Origin of the sequence: Sinorhizobium sp. 7-81, from assembly GCF_030124405.1 — a bacterium.
GTDB classification, from domain to species: domain Bacteria; phylum Pseudomonadota; class Alphaproteobacteria; order Rhizobiales; family Rhizobiaceae; genus Sinorhizobium; species Sinorhizobium psoraleae.
The window spans coordinates 621,267-642,198 of record NZ_JASKLT010000001.1 but is presented as its reverse complement, the minus strand read 5'-3'; the positions used below and the strand labels follow the sequence as shown (position 1 = coordinate 642,198).

Here is a 20,932-nt window from a genome sequence, read left to right as displayed (position 1 = left end):
CGGACATGAAGGAGCGGCGGACGAGATTAGCATCGTCCGCCGTCTTTGTTTTAGTCTTACTTGATGGAGTCCCATGCCTTCTGCACGCCGGCTGCGACGTCGGCAGATGACTTGCCGCCCACGAAATCGACCATGCCCGTCCAGAAGGCGCCTGCGCCGATCTTGCCCGGCATCAGGTCGGAACCATCGAAACGGAAGGTCGTCGCATTGAGCAGGATCTCGCCCTGCTTCTTCAGCGGCGGATTGCCATAGGTCTCCACGTTGACGCTCTTGTAGGGCGTCAGGAAACTCGTCTGGGCCATCCAGACCTCATGCGCGATCGGCGTCTTCAGAAACTCGATGAAGGCGCGTGCGGCCGGCGTGTCCTTGGTGATCATCGCAAGCGTACCGGCACCCAGCACCGGATTGCCGAGATCCTTCTTGCTCTCATAGGGAGGCATGTAGAAGAAATCGGCATCCTCGCCGATCACGGTGCCTTCCGGGAAGAAGGACGGGATGAACGAAGCCTGATGGTGCAGGTAGCACTTCGGCGGCGAGGAGAAGAGACCCTTCGGGCTGTCACGGAAGTCGGCAGAGGCCACGGCCGCAGCGCCGCCATCCACGAACTTGTCGTTGCGTGCGAACCAGCCGAATTCGTCCAACGCACCGGTGATCGCCGGATCGGTGAACGGAATCTCGTTCTTGACCCACTTGTCGTAGACATCGGCAGGCTGCGTGCGCAGCATCAGGTCCTCGACCCAGTCCGTCGCCGGCCAGCCGGTCGCGCCGCCGGAACCGAGGCCGATGCACCACGGCTTCTCACCATCGGCGGCGATCTTTTCGGTCAGCGCCTTCAGCTCTTCCATGGTCTTCGGCACTTCGTAGCCGGCGTCCTCAAAGTTTTCCGGCACGTACCAGACGAGCGACTTCACATCGATCTTGTAAGGGAAGGCGTAGAGCGCCGGTGCGCCGTCCTTGCCGTTGTAAGTGGAGAGATCGACCCACGATTGACCGGCTGCGTAGTTGTCGAGCAACCATTGCTTGGTTTCGTCGCCAAGCGGCGTCAGATAGCCCTTCGAGGCAAGATCGGCGATGAGACCCGGCTGCGGCAGGATCGCGACATCCGGCGGGCTGCCAGCTTGAGTGTCGATGACGATCTGCTGTTCATAGTTTTCGGAGGACGAATATTTGATCTCGGCGCCCGTCGCTTCGACGAAATAAGCATAAACGCTCTTGAACAGGGCCTCGTCCTCGCCGCGCCATGGACCGAAGATGGTCAGCGTTTGTCCCTTGAGGTCGTGGCCCTTTTTGAATTCCTCGAAACTCGCCCAATTGAATTTGGAGTCCTCGCCGGGCTTGAATTTCAGCTCGGCAGCATCGGCAGCCCCCACTACCAGGGCGAGCGCAGCCACGCCCATCAGGAATGATCTCTTCACGTTATTGTCCTCCCAACATGAACCCGGACATTGCGCCGCGGGCGGATCATCAACGCGCAAATTCAAAGCGCTTTGAGTTTGCTAAGAAATCATCGCCACTGAGGAAGAGTCAAGCGCTTTCCTCCTGACCGTCTCAAAGTGGCGTGGATATTGCCTTGCATCAACGTTTTGCAGCGCGAAAACAGGGGTTTTCGCTTTTTCCTGCGCGGTGCGAGTGATACAGGATTTGGGGGCGCTCGCCGGAACACCCTAAATAAGAGGGGTATCCAAAGCGCTTTGGGGAGGACTGCCAACCATGCCGGTCAATCTTAAGCAACTAGCGGAGTTGCTCGGCCTATCGCAGACGACGGTCAGCCGAGCGCTCAACGGCTACCCGGAAGTCAACGCCAAGACCCGGCAACGGGTCCTGAAAGCGGTGCGCGAGACCGGCTATCGGCCGAACCGCGCCGCGCAACGGCTGGCGACGGGCAAGGCCTATTCCATCGGCCTTGTCATGCCGATTGCATCGGGTATCGGATCGGACATTCATTTCGGCGAATTTCTTGCCGGTCTCGCCGAAGAGGCCGTCAAGCACGACTTTCATTTCGTGCTGAACCCGAGTGCGCCCGAAGACGAGGAAGCAACGTTCCGGCGCCTGGCGGCAAGCGGCAATGTCGACGCCCTCTTCCTTGCCCATATGCGCGCCAATGACCCGCGCATCGCCATACTCAAGTCGCTGTCTATCCCCTTTGTCGTGCATGGCCGATCGATCGGAGGCCCGAAAGACTATCCGTTCCTCGACATAGACAACACGGCCGCCTTCTACGACGCGACGAGGCTTCTCATCCAGCTCGGCCATCGGCGGATCGCCCTCATCAATGGACAGGAACACCTGGCCTTCGCCATTCGCCGGAAAAAGGGCGTGACGCGCGCCCTCAAGGAGTGGGGTCTCGATCTCGACGAGACATTGGTCCACCACTCGGTGATGACCGATGAATACGGTTATCGCAGCATGCAGCGCTTCCTGAAGCAGCCGGATCCGCCTACCGCCGTTCTCTGCTCGAGTACGGCTCTGGCACTCGGAGCCGTGCGCGCGATCAATCAGGCCGGCCTCACGGTCGGCACCGACATCTCGATCATCGCTCATGACGATGTCTTGCCGATGCTGAAGCCGGAAAATTTCAGCGTGCCGCTGACGACGACGCGCTCGTCGCTGAGGGCCGCCGGCGCGCGCGTCGCAAGCCGGCTGATCGGCGGCATCCTGGACCGCGGCGCCTACCCGGATCAGGAACTTTGGCGCGCGGAACTGATCGTTCGCGCGTCGACCGGACCGGCGTCCGCCAAAAAGATCAATTCCAGGAAAAGGGTGTGACGGTTTTCCGTCCGGAATCGCGTAGACGCTGAAGCGGACGGAAAGGCGTTTGGCCCTCCGCCCGCATCCATTTCACATCCTTCGAGCGGTCGTCAGAATTTTGGCGGCTTGCGACCGGCCGTGCGGTAGGCTGCAATGATCGTGTTCGCCATCAGCATGGCAATGGTCATCGGGCCGACACCGCCGGGAACCGGCGTGATCACGCTTGCGACCTTGGCGCATTCCTCGAAGGCGACGTCGCCGACGAGCTTCGTCCTGCCCTCGCCGCGTTCCGGCGCCGGAACGCGATTGATGCCGACGTCGATGACTGTCGCGCCGGGCTTCACCCAATCGGCATTGACCATTTCCGGGCGACCGACGGCGGCAACCAGAATGTCGGCGTTGCGGCAGACGGCGGGAAGATCCTTCGTGCGTGAATGCGCTGTCGTCACCGTTGCGTTGGCGGCAAGAAGCAGCGCCGACATCGGCTTGCCGAAGAGGTTCGACCGCCCGATGACGACGGCGTTGAGCCCCGAAAGGTCCTCCCCATGCGTGCGGCGCACGAACACCATAGCCCCGGCAGGCGTGCAGGAAATGAGCCCGTTCTCGAGATCTCCGGTCGCGACCCTGCCGGCATTGACGACGTGCAGGCCGTCGACATCCTTCTCGGGCAGGATCGACTGGATGATCGGCTCCGACTGAAGATGCTTCGGCAGCGGCAGTTGCACGAGAATGCCGTGAATGGAGGCGTCCGCATTAAGTTCCGCGACAAGCGCCGCCAGTTCCTCCTGCGACGTCTCCTGCGGCAGGGTGTGCTGGACCGAAAGGAAACCGCATTCCTTGGCCATCTTGCTCTTCGCCGATACATAGGCGTGGCTTGCCGGATCGTCTCCGACGATAACCACGGCGAGCCCGGCGCGGACGCCGGTTTCCGCCTCCAGCGTCTTTGTGGCGGATTTCACGGTTTCGATGACCGAAGCGGCAACGGCCTTGCCATCAATCACAGTCGTCACGGCGTATCTCCCGGTTTGTCCTTCGCGCGGCACACTCTAGTTCGCGCGGCATCAAGCGATTGCCTGCATGCGCCCTATGCTGTTCCAAACGCATAAATGCAAGAGCCGACGGGACCGGAACAGCATTCCGTCGACGTCGGTCGCATTTCCTTGCATCGCTGAAAGATCCGGTTCCGCCACTTGCAACGTCATGTCACAAACACCCCACTGCTCCGGCGCGAAAAGTGTTTGACGCAAGCAAGACATCACCGGCAGCGGTCGGAATCATTCGCGCGAGATGCGGCTAGCACCGCGGTGCGCCTGCGGCGGTTCGAAATGCTGCTCGGAAACGCCGGCAAGATCGCGACCGCGCTTAATCGGCTTCCACCGAAAGGCGTGATACGCGCGACGCCGCCCTGCCTCGGCCGCGAACCGATGGAGCCAAAAGAGCCCCAGGCGACGAAAGAGAGCGGGCGTGGGGGAGAATTCACGAACCACAAAGTCGTCGACGGCGATGACGAGCCGGCCGTGCTCGGGAGCAATGTTTCGATCGACCCATTTCTCCTGTTTCGAGCTCTCGATCGCCACGAGCAGAATGTGAGGCTCGATCGCGCGTACGTCATCGAGAACTTTCCCCTGACCGGAAAAGCCGCCGGCGGCTATGAATTCGTGCCAGGGCGCGTGGCTTCGGAAATTCTCGGCGGCACGCTCCACGACGTTATGGTGCGAGCCGACCAGCGCGACACGCATCGGCTTCTCGATATAGGTCAGCAGCGCGGGCACGAAGGCCGCCGCATCCTGACTGGTCGGAAACATGCGGTCGGTCACGACCGCATGCCATGTGGGCTGCGAGGCGACTGTATCGGCGAAGGCCAAAGCATCGGCCCAGCCGAAATCGCGAGTCGGCACGCGAGATTCGATCCGCTTCGACGCGGTTGCGACAATGCGCGAAAGAGCGTTCATCGCGACCTGCCTCCGGTCCTGGCGGCCGAAGCGGCGACGGACCATTGGCAGGTCCGGCCCGCCGAATCGAACATCGAGGCGGGACTTTCCATCGGTGCAAAAAAGGAGACGGGCATCGGAAACATGTTGCCACACGGGGTGAGAGACGATTTTTTCTCACTTTAGTTGCTTGCGCTAAAACACCGTTTAAGGCGCTCATTCAAAAGCCGTTTTCCGGATTCAACATCTGTTTAGGAAATTTTGCTGTAGTGCTTGCCGGCTATCTGCGCGCACAGGTCTTACTATGACGCCGAACGGTCAGGACATCACCGTCTATTTCCAGACCGAACGGGAAGATGCGGCCGACATCGAACTCGTGGTCGTCGTGCCGACGTTCCGCCGCCCGGATCACCTCGTCAAAACGCTGAAAACCATTGTTTCCCAACGGCCTGACGTTCCTTTGGCGACTGTGGTCGTCGACAACGACGCGGACGGGCTGGCTGGCGCCCAGGCGGCGAAGAGCTTCTTTCTCGGACATCCGTCCGATTCCGCCATTGTCGTCGTTCGCCGCCGCGGACACGCCCATGCGTGCAATGCCGGATGGACGACAGCGCTCGATCTCTATCCCAACCTCCGCGCGCTCGCGGTCATCTATGACGATGAAGTTGCCGCTCCGGAGTGGCTCGATCGCCTCCTTGCCGTTCAGGAGACCCATGGGGTGGATATTGTCGGCGGGCCGCAACTCCCCGTGTTCGAGGATCCGCACGAACAGAAGTGGAAGCGGCACCCCGTTTTCACGCCTCCTTACAATGAGAGCGGACCGGTACCGATCCTCTATTCGGCAGGTAACGTCCTTATAGCCCGGGCGGCACTCGACGGGATGCCCCGGCCGTTTCTGGATCCGGCGCTCAATGTCGTCGGCGTCGGCGAAGCGGATTTCTTCGATCGATGCAAGGCGAAAGGGTTCACGTTTGCCTGGGCAACGGAAGCCTGGGTCGCGGAAACGGTTCCTGCTTATCACACCACCAGGTCGTGGATCCGTACCCGCAGCCTCGAGAACGGCGCAATCTCGGCACTCCTGGAGCATCAGCGCGACCCGACATTCTCCGGTCGGTTGAGAGTGCTCGGCAAATCCCTTGCGCTCATCGCCACCTCTCTGCCGGTCGGGCTCAAACTTTGGGCGGAGACCGGGCTCGCCGCGGCAAGTCTCTATCCGCTCTATGTCGCGGTCGGCCGGCTGACGGCGAAAATCGGCTCCGCAGAGGCGCAAGACCGGACGCATAACGTCACCTGAATGCCGGCTCGCCGCTACCGCATGTTTCCTTAAATCGATTTAGGGGACGAAGTCATGCAGCACCTCAAAGTGCTCCAGCGATCTCAGCACGTCCGGTCGCGCGGCGCTGCAGGACCGTTCAATGGGCGCTGCTGTTCGCCTTCACCGCCCCTTCCGGAATCTTGTCCGCAGCAATATTGCCGTTCTTGTCGACGACAGGAACCGGCTTTTGATATGGCCTGTTCTGGCTGTTGGCGACGCGCTCGACGTCGTCCTTGGTGAGATATTCAAGCTGTTCGACCAGAACCTCGGTGATCACTTCACTGCCGAGTTTCTTGTTCAATCCGTCCTTCACCGCGACCTTGAAGGTCGGCAAGTCGAATGTCCCGGTGTCGGCGAGATCGACGAACTTCGAACCGACGAGCATGTCGTAAAGCTCATCCGTCACGACCTGCCGGAGCGGTGCGTGCAGCTTCGCGATGCCTTCCTTCGTTGCCGAGAAGGACAGTTTGGCAAGAAAATATCCCTGCACCGCCCCTTCCTTGATGACCGGGACGGTGATGATTTCTCCCGGTATGTATTCCTCGGATGCACGTCTATCCGCCTCGGCCTCCGATATGAGGGGCGCCGAGGCGTATTGCATCGAAAAATAGACGGATCCAAGCGTAACGACGCAGACCCAGACCCCGGTGAGAACGAGCTTCAGCATCAGAAATCGCTATAGCGGAACTGCGCTTCGGTGTAGATGCCATCCGCATCCGCGTCCTGGGCAGCCGTCTTCAGAATATCGACCACGGACCGCACCGCGTCGAGATGTGCCTCGACCTTCTGGGAGTTGACCTGCAGCTTGCTGCGCAGATGGCGCGTCTGCGAAATGAAGGCCGGCGAGATCTCGCCGGGCACGGCATCGCGGTGGAGCATCGTCAGTTCGTAGAGGCAGCGGCTCTTGTGTGCGTTCGACGTCTTGATATCGAAATCAGGGTCCACGCCGATGCGGCTGTTCTCGTTGTCGATGATCATTTCCAGACGGCCGAGAACGTTCCGAATTCGTACGTCATTCGATGCCACAGCTTCCATTAATCAACTCCCAAATAATCCAAAAGCGCGATGCAGGCGGAAACCCGCCGAGTGTGCTTATCCGCTAGGCTTGCTTTTTCTTTTCATCGTTGGTCAAAAAGCCGGAGAGAGCCTTGCGCTCGTATTCCTGGACCATGCTCGTCGCGAGGTTGTGGCTGTTGCCGTCGACCGACGCATTCACCCGATCGGTCGCGTCGTCGCCGGCCATGCGATCGGCAATGCCGATACCGCCGCCCGCGGCGAGAACGTCGCCGATCTGTTCCGCCATCATGCTTTTCCAGACGTCGCCGGAGGTGCCCTTGCCGTAGACGTTCTCGCTTTCGCTCGGCAGCATGGACTTCACGAAATTCTGCAGCACCATCGCCTCGAACTTTCGATAGGTCTCGGGAATCTTCTTCTGCTCGCCACGGTTGTTGATGTCGCCCAGTCCGGTCGATCCCTCGGACGGGTTGAGAACCGAAACGGCCGCGGCAAAACCATTGCCGTTTTCCGCAAGGCTCGTTGCCTGGAAAGCAGCGCGGTTGGCCTTGAGCTTTGCCTGGGCCTCCTGGATTTCCGCCGGATCGGCCGCGCGGACGACGTCCATCACAAGATCGCTGGGCGGGGAAATTGCCATGTCACATCCTCTCGAAGCGCCCGCAGTCGCGCGCGGTCGCAAATATTCCGAACCGGGCTTGTCCCCTTGGAAGAGCGCCCCGATGGCGCACTATCGTCCTTCAACCTTACCGGAAGCTGGCGGAGCGCTACTGCATGGTTCGTTGAATGGGAATCGATTTAAGGACAAAACCATGCAGAAGTTCTACAGCGACTTTGCGCGTCTGATTAGACGCGCGGCGCTGTAGAGAGATGCTGGTCGATCAGATCGAGGATCGAGTTGTCGGCCGCTTCGCGATCCTCCGCGAGGCGTGCATCCTTCATGTTTTCCTCGAAGCGATCGCCTTTTGCGCGCTCCCTCAGCATGCGCGCCTCGTGCACCTGCTGGATGCCGAGCAGCATCTGATCCTTCTGCGCGAGACGCCCGAGTTGGGAGGCGTAATGACCGGAGAAGATGCGATGCATCGGGTGAGCCGAACCCATTGCATCGGCGACCACATCGATCGTTTCTGCAAGGACGCCGCGCTGGCGTGCGGTCTCTGCAAGCTCGCTTTCCGCCATCCGCTCAAGATGCCGCTGGACGGCAACCAGGCGCTTCAATTTTTCCGACCGCGTCTTCACGCCTAGCCTCCCTGCATGACCGGCGCGAAGCCGTCGGCGAAGAGTCGCAGCATTGCGGCGATCCCGAGATAGAGCAGGAACATGCCGCCCATGATCAGATAGGGCTGGGAGATGAAATAGATCGGAATCTGCGGGGCAAGCTTGTTCACCATTCCGATGGCGACGTTGAAGAGCAGGCCATAGATCAGGAACGGGCTTGCGAGGCGGAGCATGATCATGAAGGTCTGCCCCAGCGAATTGGCGAGCGTGATCAACACGCCCTGCGGATCAAAGCCGCTGCCGATCGGCATCACGCGGTAGGATTGCGCGACGGCCTCGATGATCACATGGTGGAAGTCCAGCATGAACAGGATCATCAGGCCGGCGAAGGTGATCAAGCTGGTGACCTGGTTTTCGGCCGTGTCTTCGAGAACGTCCGCCGACGGCGGCGGGCTGAACCCCATCAGCATGGTCGCCGCCGTGGCCGCAAACTGCAGGCCGAGCACATAGTAACGGGCGACAAGACCGATCACGGCGCCGACGATCGTCTCGGTCGCGATAAGATAAATGTAGGTGTGACCCTTCCCGGTGACCTGCGGGTAGATGTCGTCCCACATGATCGGCAGGATGGCCATCGAGATTCCAACCGCAAGGAACAGCCGGATCTGGACGGGAACGCGCGCCGTGGAGAACCCCGGCATGATCATGATGCAGGCGCCAATCCGGCAGAAGGCCGCAAACAGCGCCAGCACCGTTCCCTCGGGATCGGAGATCATGAAATCGAGCCGATGATCTTGATCTCAAGGCCCTTGGCGAGCTCGACATGGGAGAGCACGGGAAGCGTGGCGAAGAGGCGTTCGATGATCATGCGCACATAAGAGCGGGATTCGGGGGAACTTACCAGCACGAAGGGCATGCCGCGATCGAGATGTTCACGGATAACCTTCGTCGCCTGTTCGCTGAATTCCTCCAGGTGCCGGGGATCGATGTCGAACTCGACGATCTCGCCCTTGGCGTCGCGCTTCAGCGCCTGATGGAAGACCATGTCCCATTTGTTGCCGAGCCGGAGAACGCGGAGGATGCCGTTGTCGGCGAGGTCGCCGCAGAGCTGTTGCGACATACGTACGCGCACGTGCTCTACGATCTGCTCGGTCTTGCGCACATGCGGCGCAAGCTCCGCCACGGCTTCCAGAATGAGATGCAGGTTTCGGATCGACACACGTTCGGCAAGCAGCAGCTTCAACACCGCCTGCAGCCCCGAATAGGACATGTGCGATGTGCAGATCTCGTCGGCGAGCTTCCGGTACTCCGGGTCGAGCCGTTCGATCAGCACCTTCACGTCCTTGTAGGACAGAAGCTGCGGAAGATTGTTGCGGATGACCTCGCTGAGGTGAGTGAGCACCACCGAGACGTTGTCGATCGGGTGGAATCCTTCGCGCTTCAGGTCTTCCGTGAAGGTCTCCAGGATCGAGACGGCCGGCATGCCGAAGGCGGGCTCCCTGATCTCGTCGCCAGGCACGCTCGGTCGGCGTCCGCCACCGGTCACGACCAGCACCTCGCCGACTCGCACCGTGTTGGATGCGATCGTCGTGCCATGAATGCGGATATGATAGGCCTTGTCCGGAATCGAGATATCGTCCGAGACCTTGATCTCCGGAACGACGAGGCCGTATTGGCCGGCAAACTTGCGGCGCATCTTGCCGACACGGAAAGCGAGTTCCTGATGGGCTCCGAGAAGCCGCGTCGAGACCTGCTTGCCGAGCAGGAGTTCGATCTCCGCCGTCTTCAGCACCGATTTAACGGAATCCTTGTCGCTATCCTTCGCCTGTTGGGCCTTCGTCGCTTCCTGTGCCCGCTTCTCTGCATCAGCAGCAGCGAGCTGCCTCGGGATGACCCAGCCGAGGAAGGCCATGCCGCCACCGAGAGTCGCGAAGGGAAGGAACGGCAGGCCCGGCATTACCGAAAGCAGGATGATGAGACCGGCGGCAACCGTCAGCGCCCGCGGGTAGCCGCTGAGCTGGCCGACAACCGCCTGGTCGGTGGAGCCGGCGGTCCCCCCGCGCGAGACGAGCAGGCCGGCGGCAAGCGAGACGATCAGCGCAGGGATCTGCGAGACGAGACCATCGCCGACGGAGAGCTTGACGAAGACATCGGCCGCCTCGCCGATCGGCATGTCGTGGCGGAGATAGCCGATGATGATGCCACCGAAGATATTGATCGCGGTAATGATCAGGCCGGCAATCGCGTCACCGCGAACGAACTTCGAGGCGCCATCCATCGCGCCGTAGAAGGAACTCTCTTCTTCCAGCTCGCGGCGGCGGCGCTGTGCCTCCTTCTCGTCGATCAGGCCGGCCGAAAGATCGGCATCGATCGACATCTGCTTGCCGGGGATTGCATCAAGAGTGAATCGGGCACCCACTTCGGCAATGCGGGTCGCACCCTTGGTGATCACGATGAAATTCACCGTGATCAGGATGAGGAAGACGATCAGACCGATCACGAAATCGCCGGACATGACGAGGCTGGCGAAACCGGAAATGACGCCGCCCGCAGCGCCGTGGCCCTCGTGACCATGTGAAAGGATGACGCGCGTCGTCGCGATATTCAGCGACAGGCGGGTCATCGTCGAAATCAGCAGGATGGTCGGAAAGGACGAGAAGTCCAGCGGCCGCTGGATCCACAGCGCGACCATCAAGATCAGCACCGAGAAGGCGATCGAGAACGCCAAACCGAGATCGATCAGGAACGGGGGAATCGGCAGGAAGAGAATCGACAGGATCGTCACGATCCCGAGCGCAAAGCCGACGTCCCGGCTCTTGGGTGCGAGTTTCGGGATGGTCAGCGCTGCCTGTTGTGCCATGTCTCTTCCGTCTCTTCATGAGAGGCGGGCAGCGATCCACGAAAGCTGCCCAAGCTGTCACCGGAGATCTACAGGCCCAAGCTTGCGTGAGGGTGGTATAGGAGATGGTGTTGATAACCCCTTTGCGCGGCAGGGCAGAGGGGGTGCTTCGCTGAGCGCTCGAAGAGGCAGCGCGCGGCGAAAGCCGCTGCGCCCAATTCGGATCGGACCTCGCTCTAGAATCCGGACTGGATCCGGGAGAAGATTATGTCGGTGAAGATGGAGATCTGCGCACCGACGAAGGGCGCGGAGACGGCGACGGTAATCATGACCGCCAGGATCTTCGGCACAAAGGTCAGCGTCATCTCCTGCACCTGGGTCAGGGCCTGGATGAACGCGATGACGACGCCGACAACCATTGCGGCGAGGACGGCGGGACCCGAGGCCACGATCACCGTCCAGATCGCAGCCTGCACAATATCAAGGGCGTCCGCCTCGTTCATACGGCATCACTTCACTTTGACGCCGGGTCCAATGACGAGCTCCTTGCCCGTATCCAGGACGGCGATGATTCCGTCGGAGTATAGTTTCACTTCCTTGACGACACCAGTCGTCTTGCCGTCGGCGCTGGTGACCGTCTTGCCGATGACCGCGTCCGCTTCGCTGAGCGACGTGCGCTGGAGCAGGCTTTCGAGGTTCTTGTTGGTCTTGATCGTCTGCTCCACCTGCGAGAAGGTCGCGAGCTGGGCGATCTGCTGCGTCGCGTCCATCGGGCTGGTCGGATCCTGGTTCTTCATCTGCGCCACGAGCAGCTTCAGGAAGCTCTCGTAGTTCAGCGTTGCAGCGGTCTGATCCGCCCCGGACTCCAGGCCGGATACGGTCGGCGTGTAGCTGCTCGAGGTATTGCTGACGCCACTTACCGCCATGGTGCGATCTCCTTGCGAATCTGCTCGACCGTTGCCGGCGTGATTTCCTGCGCATTGAGAATACGATCTTCGATCGGATAAAGCGCCCGGATCGCCTTCAGCGCTTCGAAAGCGCGGCCCTGCGTGACGAGACCATCGATGCGCTTCAGCTCGGCCAGAACCTCTTCGTTCTTGAAGCAGTTGAGCAGCATGACGATCGACTTGCGGAACATCGCCGTCGACTGCTCGGCGCCTTCCGGATTGATCAGGATCATCTGGGCAATGAAGTAGAGCTGCTTCAGCGGCGTCGTCGCATCTTCCGGCTGCAGTACGTGGTTCTCCAGGAGGAAGGTGACATCGTTCAGGAACTCGACCGCGACCTTGCGGTCAACACGAAGCACCGCGCCGTTTACAAAAATTCTTTCGCCCGATTTCAGCGAGATACGCAGTGTGCTCTTCATTTCAGTCCATCCCTGATGATGGTGGTAATGTCTATAATGCCCTGGAAGTTGGAAGATTCGCGTTTGCGGATCTTCTCCGTCTCGTTCAAGATCCAGATGGCGATCGAAATCAGATTGGCGCGCAGCTCTTCGTTGAGCTGGTTATCCGGCGTGCGCAAATCCTCGATGAAGCGTATCCAGACGCGCCGGGTAAAATAGATCGCCTCAATAGCCTCCCGTGAGTACCCTTTCTGCTGTTTCGCCGCCTCCAGGAGCGCGATCGAGCGATCGAGTACCTGCCGTTCGCGATCCTTGGAATCGGCGACGCCGTCCTCCATGATCTCGGCATACGAAAATTGATACATTCAGACATCCTTCATGTTTGTCCGGTTCCTCTCGTCAGAGGAAATTGAGCAAGCTCAACTGCTGGATCCGTGACGTGAGCGTATAAGATGTCTCAAGTTGCGTTTTCAGCAGGTTTATCCGTGTCGATATCGCCTCCTCGTCGATCCCCTCGATATCGCCGACATGCGTGGTGACAAGTTTGATCTGCGCCGCCAGTGAATCATTCGCCTTCTTCACGCGAGCCTCGGCGACACCGAGGGCACTGCGCTCGGCGTCGATGCCGGTGATCCCCTGTTCGACGTAAACAAGGGCTGCTTCACCGATGGCGCTGCGGACCTCCGACGTGACGCCCTTGTCCATAAGCTCCGACGCGATGATGCTTGCGAGCGCGAACATCCGGATGCCGGTCGTGTTGACATTCGTCGAGCTTTCAATGATCTCCGATGTGCTGATGCGGCTGGTCATGTTCTGGTTCGACGCATCGGACCAATCGGCGTCCCATTGGGCGCCGGTGTACATCGGCTCCACGACCGTGGTGATGAAACCTTGCATCTGCGTGACCGAGAACTGGTCCATCGCCGTCAGCGGCGGGACCTGAGCGGCCATGTATGTCGACAGGGCCGTGTTGAACGCAGTCTTGGCAGCCGAGGTTGCGGCGGAATTGTAATCCGCGAGCGGCTTCACGTCCGAATTGATGCCGGAGAACAGGAACTCGCCATTGAACGAGGTATTCGCCGCGGCTGTGAAAAGCGAGAGAGCGCTGTCGATTTCGGTCTTCTGGATCGCAAGCTTGTCGGCGGAATCATTGCCCTTGAAAGTCATCAAGGTGTCGCGAACCTTTTGGGCGGCGCTTGCCATCGTTTCGAGCGCCTCCTGAGAGGCAGAAAGGCGCTGGTTGACGATCGAGTTGGTGCTTGTCAGCGCATTCATGCGCGCCAGCTCGCGTTGCAGGTTGAGCGAGCGCGAGGTCGACGCTCCGAGCGTGACGCCGACATCGGCGTGGCGGCCCGTCGTCAATGCCTTTTGAAGGTCGAGCATCTCCACCTGCTGCTGCTGGATCGTCAGCCGCATGGCGTTTTGTATCGCCAGATTCGAAACGAAGGACGTCTTCATGATTACCTCACGGCTTCGAGAAGGGCCGCCATCATGGCGTCCACCGTACTGACCAGCTTGGCCGATGCTTTGTAGGATTGCTCCAGGTCGAGCAGCAGGGACAATTCCTCGTCGATGCTGACGCCCGTCTCTTTGCTCAGGGCTTCCTGGGTGCGAGCAAGCAGCGCCGATTTGTTGTCGCTGGCGGTCGAAGCGGTGCTGCGCAACTGTTCCAGCCAACCAATAGAGGATGTCGCGAAATCGAGGATCGAGCTGCTTCCGTCGAGGCCCGTTGCCGGGTCGAAGGCCATGCCCTCGCCCATGGCCGCGATAAAGCCTTCAAGCAGGCCGGTGTAGCCCGCATCGGGCGTTGCAGCCCCGCCCGGATTGGACACGACACCATTGAAACCGCCGTCACGCAGCAGCATCGGATTGGCCTTTGCCAGGGGATTGACGGCAAGCGTTGCAGCAAGGCCGGGAACGACCGTGCCCGCCGGCGGCACGGTGCCACCTGCCCAGGTGAAGAGCCCGGGTGCATACGGGATCGGCGGCACGCCGGACGGATTGCCTTCCTGGAACAGTGTCACCAGACCGCGGGCGATTTCGTCGAGCTGCGACTGAAATTTTGGCGCAACGTCATCGCGCAATTGAAGCAAACTCGCCAGCTTGCCCTCGGCCGTCGTGTTGGCCCCGGAACCCGCAGCAACCGGTACACCGTCGACATAGATCTTGTTGCCGGTGATGGTCGCGTCATAGGCTGCTCTCGGAGCAAAGGTGACAGCTCGGGGCAGGGTCTCGAAGAGCACCGTGCCATCCGCCGTGTAGATCACCGTGTCGTGATTGGCTCTCGTCACGGTCGAGATGCCGATGATCTCCGACACCTGCTTCAGGATCTTGTCCCGTTGGTCGAGGGCCTCGCTCGCGTCCTGCCCCTGAGCCGTCGCCGACTTGACCGCGTTGTTCACATTCTCGAAATCGGCGAGCAGGCTGTTCAGCTTGCCGACCTCGATTGCGATTTCCTTGTCGGCATCGGTGCGAAGGCTTTGAACCGCATTTGCCGTCGTGCTGATAGCATTGGCCAGATCACCTGCGTCCGAAACCGCGGAAGCGGCCATCGCCGGGTTTCCGGGTGTCGACGCGAATGTCTGCAGGCTGTCCCGGAACGCCGCCAGGAATTTCGCCGGCGACGTTTCGTAGTCGTTGCCGCCGAGCGACGACTTCAATAGCTCGAGGCCGGAGAGCAGGCGGCCCTGGCCCGAGGCCTGGCCGATGCTGGCGATGCTCTGCTTGAGCAACGCCTCGTTCTGTGCCCGATAGATCGAGACGACCTGCGCTCCGTTCGGCGTCGAGCCCAGCATCGCCATCCGACGCGAATAGTCCGCGTTGCCCGCATTCGCGATGTTCTTCGACACGATGGCAGTCTGTGCCGCCGTGGTGTTGAAAGCGGATTGCGCGATTGTGATTGCGGTGGACAGCGACATGACGCAGACCGTCTCTCTTTTCGATTACCGTTTCAGGTTGACCAGCACGTCGAGCAGTTCCGACCCGGTCTGGAAGACCTTGGAGTTGGCCGTGTAGTTGCGCTGGGATTCGATCATCGCCGTCAGTTCTTCGGCGATATCGACGTTCGAGCTTTCAAGCGCGCCCGAAAGAATGTTGCCGAAGTTACCGGAACCGGCGAAACCGGTGATGATGACGCCGGAGTCGACGCCCTGCGAATAGACGTTGCCGGACTCCGGCAACAGCTTGTCCGGGCTCTGCACATTCGCAAGCGCGATGCGATAGCGTGGGTCGAGTTCGCCGCTCTCGTATTTGACGTAGACGATGCCATCGGCATCGATCTGGAAGCCGGCAACCTTGCTCGGCGCGTTGCCGTCTATGTCACCGCCGTCGGAGCTGAAGTCGGAACCGAGCTGCGTGGTTTTGCTGAGGTCGATGGTGAGCGCGGCGAGGTTTGCGCCGGTCCCGGGCAGGCCCGTCATTGCCGAGGTCGTAACCGTTGCCGGAGAAGTCGTCAGCGCCCCGCTTGCATTGAAGGTCAAGGCCGCGGTGCCGAGCACGCCGGTGACGGGCGGACCGGCCGTATAGGTGGCACGGTCGCGGATTTCCACCGACCAGCTGTTTGCTGCGGTTTTGGTGTACACAAAGTCGAGAAGGCGGGAGTTACCCTGGCTGTCAAAGACCACAAGCGATGTGGGATGCGTAGCGCCTACGGCCGCTCCTGATGGAAGATTTCCACCCATCTCGCCCTTGGTCGAGCCTTTCGCGACCAGCCCTTCGGAGCTGAGATTCACCTTGGTCAGGCCGTCGAACCCGTTGACGACAACCGTCGGATCAACCCCGGCCTGGTATTCGTAACCCATCAGCGTGAAGCCGCCGTTGACGAGATTGCCTTCTCTGTCCGGTTCGAAGGCGCCGGCGCGTGTCAGGTATTCCTGACCATTCGTACCCTGAACAATGAAGAAGCCGCCGCCGTCGATGGCGAGATCGCTGCCGGACGTGGTGTAAGTCGTCGCACCCTGCTCAGAGATGCTGTAACGGACCTGGGTCTGCACGCCGCCGGAATTGTAAGCGCCGTTGCTCGACGGCAGGATCATCGACGAGAATTCCGTCGACGCGCGCTTGTAGCCGGTCGTATTGGCGTTAGCGATATTCTCGGCAACGGTGCTGAGCCGGTTCGATTGGGCGTTCATGCCTGAAACGCCGGTTCTCATGGTACCGTAGAGACTCATATCGGATCCTCAATTCCTCGTTGCGGCGACACTAGGAGCCGGGCCTTGCGTGAACCTGTCTTGAGCCGGCCCCGGCCCGCTGCCGCGCGCTCAATTCCAGTCGATGCAGTAGCCAAGGAAGCGCTTGGAATCGATCGGGTCGAAGCCGAGCTTCTTGCGCAGTTTCTTGCGCAGCTTGCTGATGTGGCTTTCGACGACGTTCTCCTCGACGTCTTCATCGAAGATGCCGTAGATCGCGTTGAAGATCTGGGACTTCGATACGCGACGGCCACGATTGGCGACCAGATATTCCAGGATGCGCCGTTCTCGGCGCGGCAGCGCGAAGACCTCGCCATTGATCTCCGGATCGCGGCCGTCGGCGAAAACGCGGATCGGTCCGATGTCGGTATAGTTGGTAATGGCCTTGAGGCGTCGGCGGATCGCAGCAACCCGGGCGAGGATTTCCCGCGGGTGCACCGGTTTGCGCACGACGTCGTCGACCCCGCAGTCGAACAGCGCCAGGGTGTTTTCGAGCGAAGGCGTGTCGCTCATCGCGATGACCGGCGCCATCGAGCGGTCACGGATCGCGCGCGGCAGGCTGAACGCGCTGTCGCCCTGCCCGATCAGGAACGCCTCGACCGCATCGATATCCGAGTCCGCAGCCGTGTTTACCCACTCGCCGAATTCTCTGGGATCAAAGCCCGTCGAGGGAATACCTTCGCGCCCGAACAAGGACGCGTAGCCATCCTTTACGAGCTCTCTATCGTCAACCACCACGATCATTCGTCCGCCTCCGAATCAATATGGGTGCCTCGTTGATAAAGAGGTACGAATCGGGGGATTCACGAACAACTAGAGAAAGTTAATGGGGGATTTTAATAATTGATTAGGAATTGCGTGCCGATTTGATCTATATCTAGTAGGTACTCGTTAATCATGGCACTAAAATCGTGTGGAAAAGTTAACGGCGCGCGACAAATCTGCTTGCCATCACATTCTGCCCGCATTGTCGCCATAATGCGGGATCGCCCCGTGGAATGCAATTTTAGGTTGATTACCGACAGAATTGCGTCGCGTTCGGCGTCCACTTGCCGTAGCCCGTCGCGACGAGATTCGCGATCACCCGGCAGACGTATTTCTTCTGCGCCGGATCGTTGTTCGGCCCGGCATGATAACGCGCGACAGCCATCGTCCAGCTCTCGTGCTTGGCGCGCAGATCGGACAGGAAGCGGGCGGCATATTCGACGTTCTTGCGCGGATCAAGCATTTCCTCCGGCGAACCGAAATTCTCTCCGTGGAAGTAATAGTTGATCTGCATGCAGCCGAGATCGATGAGTTTGGCCCCTTGCGCCCGGGCGGTCCCGAAGCGCTCCAGGACGTCCCGCGTGCTGGTGCCGAAATAGGCCCTGCCCTCGATGTTCATCGCATAAGGCTGGAGAGATCCTTTGCGGCCTGTCTCGGTCAAACCGACGGAATAGAGAATCCCGGTCGGGATGCCATATTTCGAAGCCGCGGAAATGATCTCGCGCTCGCAGACACCGGCGCTTGCCCAGGCGCTACATGTAGACGTAGCCAGCACGAGGACGCTCAGCGTCAACCGGCGCACCATCCAGTCCATCATTGCCCGCCCACCTTCCTGCTGTCGAAGCCTGCGCATCGTTCTGTCGCTGGCGCCCCTGCCCGCTCCCCTCGCCGGCGTGTTCGCGTCCCTGCTGACCGGGGGCGGTTTGCGCCTGTTGCTGCTGACTGCCGCCACCTGAAGCGTCGCCGCCGGCATTGAACACGATATTGATCTGGTCGACCGCGAAGCCTTGTGCGCGCAACGCTTTCACCATCTCGCCCTGGTCGTCGCGCAACTGGCGGAACGCCTCGCCCGACTCCACCTTCAAGTCGACCTGCAACTCGTCGTCCTTCAGCCGCAGGGTGGCGGTCACAGTACCGAGATCGATCGGATGCAGCTGAATCTTGAGCGTGTTGAGCGTTTTGCCGACCTGACCGGAGGCTTCCGGTTGTCCCAAGGTCGCGCCCGACTGCATTAGCTGCGCCCATTCACTGTCGCCGGCGATAGCACTGGTCACCGATGCGGCGTTGGCGTTCATGGCCAGACCGAGATAACGGCGCGCTTCCAGAACCGTGACGTTTTCCGCCTTGGATGCGGCGGCCGGCTTGCCGGTGTCGACGACGGCCTTCTCCCCATCGGCGGAAATGGTCATCGACATGGCCTGGCCCTTGCCGTCGGCTCGGGCAAAGCGGAAGAGCTGATCGGACTCGGATGCGTCTTTCTCGGCATGCAAGCTTTCGTCCGGAACAATGTCGGCCACAGCTTCGCCGCCTTCAATTCCGACCGCATTGCCCGGGACCGTGCGATCGCCCGACGAGCGGTCTGCCTCGTCTTTCGGCTGCTGCAGCCCGGCGGTTACCGCGGCGGCCGCGTCGAGCAGCGTGAGTAGATCGTCGACGGTCCCGTTTGCCGGGTCGGCCGGTCCGGAAGGATCTTCTTGCCCGGCGTCTGTGCGCACCTCGTCCGGCACCCCGCCCGCTGCCCTTACCTGCCCACGCGCGTCGGCGTCCGCCTTTTGCGCTTGCGCATCCGCATGCTGCTCGCTGCCAGCGGCTGGATCACTGCGCGATGGCGCTTGTTCCTTGCCTGCAAGGCCCACGCGGCGGAGCCGCTTCAGCGCGTGCTCGCGGACGGAGAGGCTGTCGGATAACCGGTCTTTGCCCGCCGCGATCGCATCTTCCGCGACACCATTGCCAAGATCTTGCAACGACGACGCGTCCCACGTGCCTTCCATTCGGTTGCGTCCGATCGAGCCACGTCGGTCACGGCCGCCGGTTGCCGTGTCATCGCCGAGACGTCCCTGCAAACCGTTCGCCGAGGAATTGTCGATTGGCTGGTTGGCGTCGCTGATTGCAGGGCCTTGTCCCTGTGCTTTCTGGCGGCCGGTGTCCGCAATGACGTCCTGGAAGGCGCGCGGTGCTTCCCCGATCTCTTCCCGTCCACCCTGCCTCGACCCGGCCTTGCCTGTGGCCGCCGGAACCGGGCTGCGCAAACTCTCGTCAAGAGGCCTCATAATCCTTCCTCCCTCAGGAGAGCATCGATCTCAGCGATCTTCGAGCGCCCGTTGGTGAGAAATCCATCGAGTGCCGGGTCCATGGGCTGGCCCATTCCTGCACCGGTCTTGCCGTCATTGCTCGACGCACCCGACGTCTCAGCCGCCTCGCCGAATGGGCTCATCCCACTTCCCGTCTCCTCGGACGAAACCTGACTTTCTTCCAAGGCGATTCTGTCTGGTGTAGGCGCGGACGCTTGCGCGGAGCTTTCATCCTGTGGTAGTCGCACCACCGCGTCCGCAACCGCCTTGGCCGCGTCGCGGAGTGCCCGATCGCGCGTGGACAGTTTTTCATCAGGAATTGCACTGATGGTTTCGGTGGCTGCAAACACGTCCGCCGAGGGCACGGCCGCAACCCCCTCGTAAAAGCTTGCGAGTACCTGCGCCTGCGAAGCGCCACTGTCAGCGAGACTTTCAGCCCGTTTTGAGGCAAGCCGCGCGAGCGCCTGGTTGCCGCCAATCGCCGCGCGACGGGCTACACGAAGATAGACCTCGCGCTGACGCGGTCTATCCATGAAAGCGAGGACTTCGGAGACCTTTTGCTCGGCGGCTTGGTCGAAATGCGCAACGGCCAGTTCGACGAACACGTCCGCGAACTGGCTTGCATAGGGCGACGTCAGATAACGTCGCGCATAGCTCAAAGCATAACGAAATCCCTTATCGGGTTCGTTCGCCTTCGCTGCCAGAAAGACGGAGCGGCGCAGCGCCGCCTCCTCGATGATGGTGCCCGGCGCAGTCAGACGGGCCCAGTCGTAATACTTCATCGCCGCCAAAGGGTTCTGCTGCGAGGTCGCATTGCCGAGGATCAGGAAAAGATAAGGGCCGATGCGGGCGTTCTTGTATTCCGGCGCGGCCTTGGAGAGCGTTTCGACGATCAGCGCACCCTTGCCGCGCAGATACTGCCGCAATGCTTCGGTCACCCTGGTATCAAAATTGCCCTCGATGTCGCGGTCGGCGAGATAGTCGAGCGTATCGGGGTTGCCGCCGCTCATGACGTAGACAAGCGCCGCATCGACGTTGCGCGGATCGCGGAAGGCCGACTGCTCGACGGCTCTTAGCCGCTGGTCGATCGCCCCCAGCATGAAGCGCTGCATCTCGATTGCGGAATGATCACCTAGGACGACCGAATCCTGAACATATTGCAGCGATCTTACCATCTTGAAAGGCGCGAGCTCTTCCGTCCCGCCCGCGCGCGCAAGCCCGGCCGCAAGCGGGATGGCCAGGACCGACGTCAGGAGGATGGCGTGCAACCGCTTCAGCATCC

Annotated in this window: 22 protein-coding genes; 2 read left to right on the top strand and 20 right to left on the bottom strand. The window is 60.8% G+C overall.

Annotation, left to right across the window (positions count from 1 at the left end):
- Positions 1–56: 56 nt before the first annotated feature.
- Positions 57–1,415: an ABC transporter substrate-binding protein gene (locus QN224_RS03115; RefSeq protein WP_269278019.1), complete on the bottom strand. Its 1,359-nt coding sequence runs from the start codon at positions 1,413–1,415 to the stop codon at positions 57–59.
- 295 nt (positions 1,416–1,710) lie between these two features.
- On the opposite strand from QN224_RS03115, the gene QN224_RS03110 reads away from it, so the two are divergent.
- On the top strand, positions 1,711–2,766 hold the full coding sequence (locus QN224_RS03110) for a substrate-binding domain-containing protein (RefSeq protein ID WP_283975497.1): 1,056 nt from the start codon (positions 1,711–1,713) through the stop codon (positions 2,764–2,766).
- A 92-nt stretch (positions 2,767–2,858) separates the two neighbouring features.
- Here QN224_RS03110 and folD read toward each other — a convergent pair whose 3' ends face one another.
- Positions 2,859–3,758, bottom strand: a complete 900-nt coding sequence (gene folD / locus QN224_RS03105) for a bifunctional methylenetetrahydrofolate dehydrogenase/methenyltetrahydrofolate cyclohydrolase FolD (RefSeq protein ID WP_283975496.1) — start codon at positions 3,756–3,758, stop codon at positions 2,859–2,861.
- Between the two features lie 264 nt (positions 3,759–4,022).
- On the bottom strand, positions 4,023–4,700 hold the full coding sequence (locus tag QN224_RS03100) for a WecB/TagA/CpsF family glycosyltransferase (protein ID WP_283975495.1): 678 nt from the start codon (positions 4,698–4,700) through the stop codon (positions 4,023–4,025).
- Positions 4,701–4,983: 283 nt separating this feature from the next.
- On the opposite strand from QN224_RS03100, the gene QN224_RS03095 reads away from it, so the two are divergent.
- Positions 4,984–5,973 carry a glycosyltransferase gene (locus tag QN224_RS03095; protein WP_283975494.1) on the top strand — a complete coding sequence of 330 codons (990 nt, stop codon included), beginning with the start codon at positions 4,984–4,986 and terminating at the stop codon, positions 5,971–5,973.
- A 118-nt stretch (positions 5,974–6,091) separates the two neighbouring features.
- On the opposite strand, the gene QN224_RS03090 is transcribed toward QN224_RS03095, so the two are convergent.
- The 17 genes from QN224_RS03090 to motC all read right to left on the bottom strand — a co-directional run bounded on the left by QN224_RS03090 (position 6,092) and on the right by motC (position 20,930).
- Positions 6,092–6,661 (bottom strand): hypothetical protein, encoded by a 570-nt coding sequence (locus tag QN224_RS03090; RefSeq protein WP_283975493.1) that lies wholly within the window; start codon positions 6,659–6,661, stop codon positions 6,092–6,094.
- A complete protein-coding gene (locus tag QN224_RS03085; protein ID WP_283975492.1) occupies positions 6,661–7,029 on the bottom strand; it encodes a hypothetical protein in 369 nt (122 codons plus the stop codon). Before QN224_RS03085 ends, QN224_RS03090 begins: the two co-directional genes overlap by 1 nt.
- Before the next feature lie 64 nt (positions 7,030–7,093).
- Positions 7,094–7,645, bottom strand: coding sequence for a rod-binding protein (locus QN224_RS03080; RefSeq protein WP_283975491.1), 552 nt, complete (start codon positions 7,643–7,645; stop codon positions 7,094–7,096).
- A gap of 206 nt (positions 7,646–7,851) precedes the next feature.
- A complete protein-coding gene (locus tag QN224_RS03075; RefSeq protein ID WP_283975490.1) occupies positions 7,852–8,244 on the bottom strand; it encodes a hypothetical protein in 393 nt (130 codons plus the stop codon).
- A gap of 2 nt (positions 8,245–8,246) precedes the next feature.
- Positions 8,247–8,999 carry a flagellar biosynthetic protein FliR gene (fliR, locus tag QN224_RS03070; protein WP_283975489.1) on the bottom strand — a complete coding sequence of 251 codons (753 nt, stop codon included), beginning with the start codon at positions 8,997–8,999 and terminating at the stop codon, positions 8,247–8,249.
- Positions 8,996–11,083, bottom strand: a complete 2,088-nt coding sequence (flhA, locus tag QN224_RS03065) for a flagellar biosynthesis protein FlhA (RefSeq protein WP_173510883.1) — start codon at positions 11,081–11,083, stop codon at positions 8,996–8,998. Before flhA ends, fliR begins: the two co-directional genes overlap by 4 nt.
- Positions 11,084–11,298: 215 nt before the next feature.
- Positions 11,299–11,565, bottom strand: coding sequence for a flagellar biosynthesis protein FliQ (gene fliQ / locus QN224_RS03060; protein ID WP_136506065.1), 267 nt, complete (start codon positions 11,563–11,565; stop codon positions 11,299–11,301).
- A 6-nt stretch (positions 11,566–11,571) separates the two neighbouring features.
- The gene (gene flgD, locus QN224_RS03055) at positions 11,572–11,988 is read right to left on the bottom strand and encodes a flagellar hook assembly protein FlgD (protein WP_173510884.1); all 417 of its coding nucleotides are present in this window, start codon (positions 11,986–11,988) and stop codon (positions 11,572–11,574) included.
- The gene (gene flbT, locus QN224_RS03050) at positions 11,979–12,428 is read right to left on the bottom strand and encodes a flagellar biosynthesis repressor FlbT (protein ID WP_153438395.1); all 450 of its coding nucleotides are present in this window, start codon (positions 12,426–12,428) and stop codon (positions 11,979–11,981) included. The genes flgD and flbT overlap by 10 nt, the downstream gene beginning before the upstream one ends.
- On the bottom strand, positions 12,425–12,772 hold the full coding sequence (flaF, locus tag QN224_RS03045; RefSeq protein ID WP_153438396.1) for a flagellar biosynthesis regulator FlaF: 348 nt from the start codon (positions 12,770–12,772) through the stop codon (positions 12,425–12,427). The genes flbT and flaF overlap by 4 nt, the downstream gene beginning before the upstream one ends.
- Positions 12,773–12,806: 34 nt before the next feature.
- On the bottom strand, positions 12,807–13,865 hold the full coding sequence (locus QN224_RS03040) for a flagellar hook-associated family protein (RefSeq protein WP_283975488.1): 1,059 nt from the start codon (positions 13,863–13,865) through the stop codon (positions 12,807–12,809).
- 2 nt (positions 13,866–13,867) lie between these two features.
- Positions 13,868–15,325, bottom strand: a complete 1,458-nt coding sequence (gene flgK, locus QN224_RS03035) for a flagellar hook-associated protein FlgK (RefSeq protein WP_283975487.1) — start codon at positions 15,323–15,325, stop codon at positions 13,868–13,870.
- A gap of 24 nt (positions 15,326–15,349) precedes the next feature.
- Positions 15,350–16,576, bottom strand: coding sequence for a flagellar hook protein FlgE (locus QN224_RS03030; RefSeq protein ID WP_283975486.1), 1,227 nt, complete (start codon positions 16,574–16,576; stop codon positions 15,350–15,352).
- Between the two features lie 90 nt (positions 16,577–16,666).
- Complete coding sequence (locus tag QN224_RS03025; protein WP_269278074.1) at positions 16,667–17,338, bottom strand: transcriptional activator Rem; 672 nt, start codon at positions 17,336–17,338, stop codon at positions 16,667–16,669.
- A gap of 271 nt (positions 17,339–17,609) precedes the next feature.
- Positions 17,610–18,164 (bottom strand): transglycosylase SLT domain-containing protein, encoded by a 555-nt coding sequence (locus QN224_RS03020; RefSeq protein ID WP_283976085.1) that lies wholly within the window; start codon positions 18,162–18,164, stop codon positions 17,610–17,612.
- Positions 18,112–19,629 (bottom strand): flagellar hook-length control protein FliK, encoded by a 1,518-nt coding sequence (locus QN224_RS03015; RefSeq protein WP_283975485.1) that lies wholly within the window; start codon positions 19,627–19,629, stop codon positions 18,112–18,114. Before QN224_RS03015 ends, QN224_RS03020 begins: the two co-directional genes overlap by 53 nt.
- Positions 19,626–20,930 (bottom strand): chemotaxis protein MotC, encoded by a 1,305-nt coding sequence (gene motC, locus QN224_RS03010; RefSeq protein ID WP_283975484.1) that lies wholly within the window; start codon positions 20,928–20,930, stop codon positions 19,626–19,628. Before motC ends, QN224_RS03015 begins: the two co-directional genes overlap by 4 nt.
- Positions 20,931–20,932: the final 2 nt, after the last annotated feature.

Bases quoted from the DNA above. Each gene is read 5' to 3' on its own strand.
- motC (WP_283975484.1), bottom strand. From the start codon at position 20,930: ATGCTGAAGCGGTTGCACGCCATCCTCCTGACGTCGGTCCTGGCCATC.
- fliR (WP_283975489.1), bottom strand. From the start codon at position 8,999: ATGATCTCCGATCCCGAGGGAACGGTGCTGGCGCTGTTTGCGGCCTTC.
- QN224_RS03110 (WP_283975497.1), top strand. From the start codon at position 1,711: ATGCCGGTCAATCTTAAGCAACTAGCGGAGTTGCTCGGCCTATCGCAG.
- QN224_RS03100 (WP_283975495.1), bottom strand. From the start codon at position 4,700: ATGAACGCTCTTTCGCGCATTGTCGCAACCGCGTCGAAGCGGATCGAA.
- QN224_RS03080 (WP_283975491.1), bottom strand. From the start codon at position 7,645: ATGGCAATTTCCCCGCCCAGCGATCTTGTGATGGACGTCGTCCGCGCG.
- fliQ (WP_136506065.1), bottom strand. From the start codon at position 11,565: ATGAACGAGGCGGACGCCCTTGATATTGTGCAGGCTGCGATCTGGACG.
- QN224_RS03090 (WP_283975493.1), bottom strand. From the start codon at position 6,661: ATGCTGAAGCTCGTTCTCACCGGGGTCTGGGTCTGCGTCGTTACGCTT.
- flgD (WP_173510884.1), bottom strand. From the start codon at position 11,988: ATGGCGGTAAGTGGCGTCAGCAATACCTCGAGCAGCTACACGCCGACC.
- QN224_RS03015 (WP_283975485.1), bottom strand. From the start codon at position 19,629: ATGAGGCCTCTTGACGAGAGTTTGCGCAGCCCGGTTCCGGCGGCCACA.
- flaF (WP_153438396.1), bottom strand. From the start codon at position 12,772: ATGTATCAATTTTCGTATGCCGAGATCATGGAGGACGGCGTCGCCGAT.
- QN224_RS03025 (WP_269278074.1), bottom strand. From the start codon at position 17,338: ATGATCGTGGTGGTTGACGATAGAGAGCTCGTAAAGGATGGCTACGCG.
- QN224_RS03020 (WP_283976085.1), bottom strand. From the start codon at position 18,164: ATGGTGCGCCGGTTGACGCTGAGCGTCCTCGTGCTGGCTACGTCTACA.
- flbT (WP_153438395.1), bottom strand. From the start codon at position 12,428: ATGAAGAGCACACTGCGTATCTCGCTGAAATCGGGCGAAAGAATTTTT.
- flhA (WP_173510883.1), bottom strand. From the start codon at position 11,083: ATGGCACAACAGGCAGCGCTGACCATCCCGAAACTCGCACCCAAGAGC.
- QN224_RS03085 (WP_283975492.1), bottom strand. From the start codon at position 7,029: ATGGAAGCTGTGGCATCGAATGACGTACGAATTCGGAACGTTCTCGGC.
- flgK (WP_283975487.1), bottom strand. From the start codon at position 15,325: ATGTCGCTGTCCACCGCAATCACAATCGCGCAATCCGCTTTCAACACC.
- QN224_RS03030 (WP_283975486.1), bottom strand. From the start codon at position 16,576: ATGAGTCTCTACGGTACCATGAGAACCGGCGTTTCAGGCATGAACGCC.
- QN224_RS03095 (WP_283975494.1), top strand. From the start codon at position 4,984: ATGACGCCGAACGGTCAGGACATCACCGTCTATTTCCAGACCGAACGG.
- QN224_RS03040 (WP_283975488.1), bottom strand. From the start codon at position 13,865: ATGAAGACGTCCTTCGTTTCGAATCTGGCGATACAAAACGCCATGCGG.